The organism is Methylophaga sp. UBA1464 (assembly GCF_002325665.1).
In the GTDB taxonomy this organism is placed as follows: domain Bacteria; phylum Pseudomonadota; class Gammaproteobacteria; order Nitrosococcales; family Methylophagaceae; genus Methylophaga.
Genome location: NZ_DCSO01000090.1, coordinates 2,065 through 4,291 on the forward strand (window position 1 = coordinate 2,065; position 2,227 = coordinate 4,291).

At 45.8% G+C, this 2,227-nt stretch carries 4 protein-coding genes; 3 read left to right on the forward strand and 1 reads right to left on the reverse strand.

Features of this window, described 5'->3' with window-relative positions; translation table 11 throughout:
* From B3O33_RS12025 to B3O33_RS12035, 3 genes are all read left to right on the forward strand, one after another.
* Positions 1 to 222: hypothetical protein (locus B3O33_RS12025; protein ID WP_292363689.1), on the forward strand; the 222-nt coding region annotated here is incomplete at its 5' end.
* Between the two features lie 2 nt (positions 223 to 224).
* Entirely contained in the window at positions 225 to 1,217 is a 993-nt protein-coding gene (locus B3O33_RS12030) for an XdhC family protein (RefSeq protein WP_292360973.1), read from the forward strand.
* Positions 1,218 to 1,228: 11 nt separating this feature from the next.
* Positions 1,229 to 1,846: a nucleotidyltransferase family protein gene (locus tag B3O33_RS12035; protein WP_292360971.1), complete on the forward strand. Its 618-nt coding sequence runs from the start codon at positions 1,229 to 1,231 to the stop codon at positions 1,844 to 1,846.
* Here the strand turns inward: B3O33_RS12035 and B3O33_RS12040 are convergent.
* A partial coding sequence (locus tag B3O33_RS12040; protein WP_292363691.1) for a Crp/Fnr family transcriptional regulator occupies positions 1,843 to 2,227 on the reverse strand: 385 nt, incomplete at its 5' end. The genes B3O33_RS12035 and B3O33_RS12040 overlap by 4 nt on opposite strands.

Genomic DNA, 2,227 nt, shown 5'->3' on the forward strand with positions numbered 1-2,227 from the left:
TTTCAGCAAGATAATTTTGATAGTTATCAAGTCTCCAGAATGAATGAGTCGCCTCGCGAAGTTCATGTGCATTTGTTACCGGCCGAAGATTTCAATACGCCGCTAGGCGGGGTTGGAGAGCCGGGACTGCCGCCAATTGCACCTGCTTTATGTAATGCCATTTTTGCTGCCACCGGTAAGCGCATCCGCGATTTACCGATCCGTTATCAATTGGAAAGCTGAGCATGGACAGTGTTGATTTATCGGTTTTTAAAGCAATGCAGAAATGGCTGGAAGCCGATTTAACTCTATGGCTGGTGACCGTTGTGAAAACCTTCGGTTCCAGTCCACGTCAACCTGGAGCGATGCTGGTTTTACGCGAAGACGGCGTGTTAGTTGGTTCGGTATCAGGCGGTTGTATTGAAGATGATCTGGTTAGCAAGGCTCAGTCTGGCGAATTACCTCGCAATCAAGCCGAATTAATGGTCTATGGTGTGACCCGGGAAGAGGCACAGCGATTTAATTTACCCTGTGGCGGTACACTGGAACTGGTTGTTGAACCGGTTACCGACACCCTCTGGGTCGATCAAGTACGCCATGCGATAAACAGTCATCGTTTGATTAAACGTGATTTACAGCTTTCTACATTGGTGAGTCATTGTACTGATGCCAATGCGACGGATGTGGTTGTACAAATAAACGAAAAGCAACTTTCGGTTGTGTATGGACCAAGGTGGCGGCTGTTGATTATTGGTGCCGGACAGACTTCGGCTTACCTGGCCAATATGGCACAGGCGCTGGATTATCAGGTCTCCGTTTGTGAGCCGAGAGAAGCCATGTGTGAAAGTTGGGATACTGATGATGTAGTGCTGCTTAATATGATGCCCGATGATGCCGTTTTGGCAATGCAACCTGATGCGCATACTGCCATTGTGGCGTTAACCCACGATCCGAAGCTTGATGATATGGCCTTACTCGAAGCCCTCAAATCAGCTGCTTTTTATGTTGGAGCGCTGGGTAGCAAAAAAAATAATGCCAACCGCCGTAAACGCCTGGCGATGTTTGATTTATCAGCAACAGAAATTGAACGTTTACATGGACCGGTGGGTTTGCCGATTGGCAGTCGTACACCACCGGAAATTGCCATTGCCATTTTGGCCGAGCTAATAGCGTTGCGACGGAATCATCCTGCTAAGTCCACAGAGCTTTTGCCGAAAACACAATCAGTTTGCAGTTAACCGAGCCTTAGATGTCGAAAATCTCAGGAATCCTGTTAGCCGCCGGAAAGTCATCCCGTTTTGGCCCAGACAAACTGTTATATGAGTTAACCATTGCCGGTATACGACAGCCTTTAATTCAGCACACTTTGTCAGCCTGGATTTCAGCGTTAGATACATTATCAGTTGTTATCAGAACGGATACACCGTTATTGAGACAAACTATTCAGAACGTTGCTGAATTTCATAATACTGAAATTAACGTGATTGAATGCCAAACCGCGACGTTGGGCATGGGGCATAGCCTGAGCGCCGCAATTGCAGCTAATGTAAATGCTGATGGCTGGGTGATTGGTCTGGCAGATATGCCATTAATCCCGAGATCGGTATTAACGCAGGTTCATCAGAATTTAATATTGGGTGCCGATATTACAGCACCTTATTTTGAGCATAGGCGAGGCCATCCTGTTGGCTTTAAAGCTTGTTATAAGGATGAGTTGTTGGCACTGAAGGGAGATTCCGGTGCCAAAAAACTGCTAGAAAGGGATATTGAAAAGATTCACAAAATCAAAACGGATTATCAGGGTGTGTTAGCTGATATTGATTATGTGAATGATGTGAGTATGATTGAGCGCTTCAGTAAATCTTAATCCTGTCTGGCCCAGTTAGAGTGGCTGTCCAGGTAATTTCGGTCAAAACCGGATATTTCAATGAGGCCTTCCAGATCCAGGATTTGAATATTGCCATTATGGGATTCGAGTAAACCTTCATCCCGTAATACTTTAAATGTGCGGCTGACATGTACTGATGAAAGACTTAACGTGTCACCGATAACCGTTTGGTTCATTGGCAGTTCAAACTGGTCGGTATCGACATTCAGCCTGACTTTCATTTCCACAATAAAATGCGCCAGTCTCTCAACTGCACTGCGACGACCAATATTGATTACCCGTTCAATCAGCATGGATTGTTCACGGGCAAGAATCAGGAAAAACAGATCGGTTAAACGAGGCGCCTGATCAAAAATTTCG